This is a genomic window from Protofrankia sp. Cas8 (genome assembly GCF_963555845.1).
In the GTDB taxonomy this organism is placed as follows: Bacteria; Actinomycetota; Actinomycetes; order Frankiales; family Frankiaceae; genus Protofrankia.
In genome coordinates this window covers 5,876-6,497 of the sequence record NZ_CAUVXI010000098.1, presented here as the reverse complement: position 1 = coordinate 6,497, position 622 = coordinate 5,876, and the positions used below count along the sequence as shown (strand labels likewise).

The window sequence follows — 622 nt, the reverse complement described above, 5'->3', positions numbered from 1 at the left end:
ACAGCCTCCGCTACGGATCCCCTTTGATCCGTAGCACCACAACATGTCGGACCGCCGGCCGTGTCCACCGCCCGCACCGACCGTTCCCCGCCGTCTGGTCACCGTTTCACCGCCGATCCGGACATATCGCATCATGACGATCAATGACCGTAACCCTGTGCAGGACCTTACCGTGACCATCTCGGGCCATCGCGTCAGCTGTCGGCAGCCGGACCGGGCTGTCCCCCGCCGGAGTCCGCGCCCGGCCCAGGCGCCACGGGAATGGCTGCGGACCGCGACTGGCCCGACGACTCGTCAGGCGAAGCCCTGGACCATGTCAACGTGACCGTCACGGATGTCGTCGCCCCTGCCTCGGTGAGAACGCCTATGACTTTTCCGGTCTTCACGGCGAACTCGATGCCGAACTCCGCCGTGATGGTGACGGGCGCGACATGCTGCAGAGCATTGTTGAGGCTGCCGGCTATGCCACGTACCAGCTCGGAAAAACCCTCGACGACGCGCGCCTGCCCCGACCGGCCGCGTCCTGCGACATCGCCGGGTCCTTGTTCCGGCGTCACCCTTACCCAGACGACCTCACCGCTGGGCAGCACAACTTCCTGAACGTCTGCCACCGGCGACTCCC

General features: G+C 66.2%; 1 protein-coding gene. It reads right to left on the bottom strand.

The window, feature by feature from the left end; all coding sequences use genetic code 11:
- Positions 1–194 precede the first annotated feature (194 nt).
- A partial coding sequence (locus tag U9977_RS15235; RefSeq protein WP_322749918.1) for a CU044_2847 family protein occupies positions 195–622 on the bottom strand: 428 nt, incomplete at its 5' end.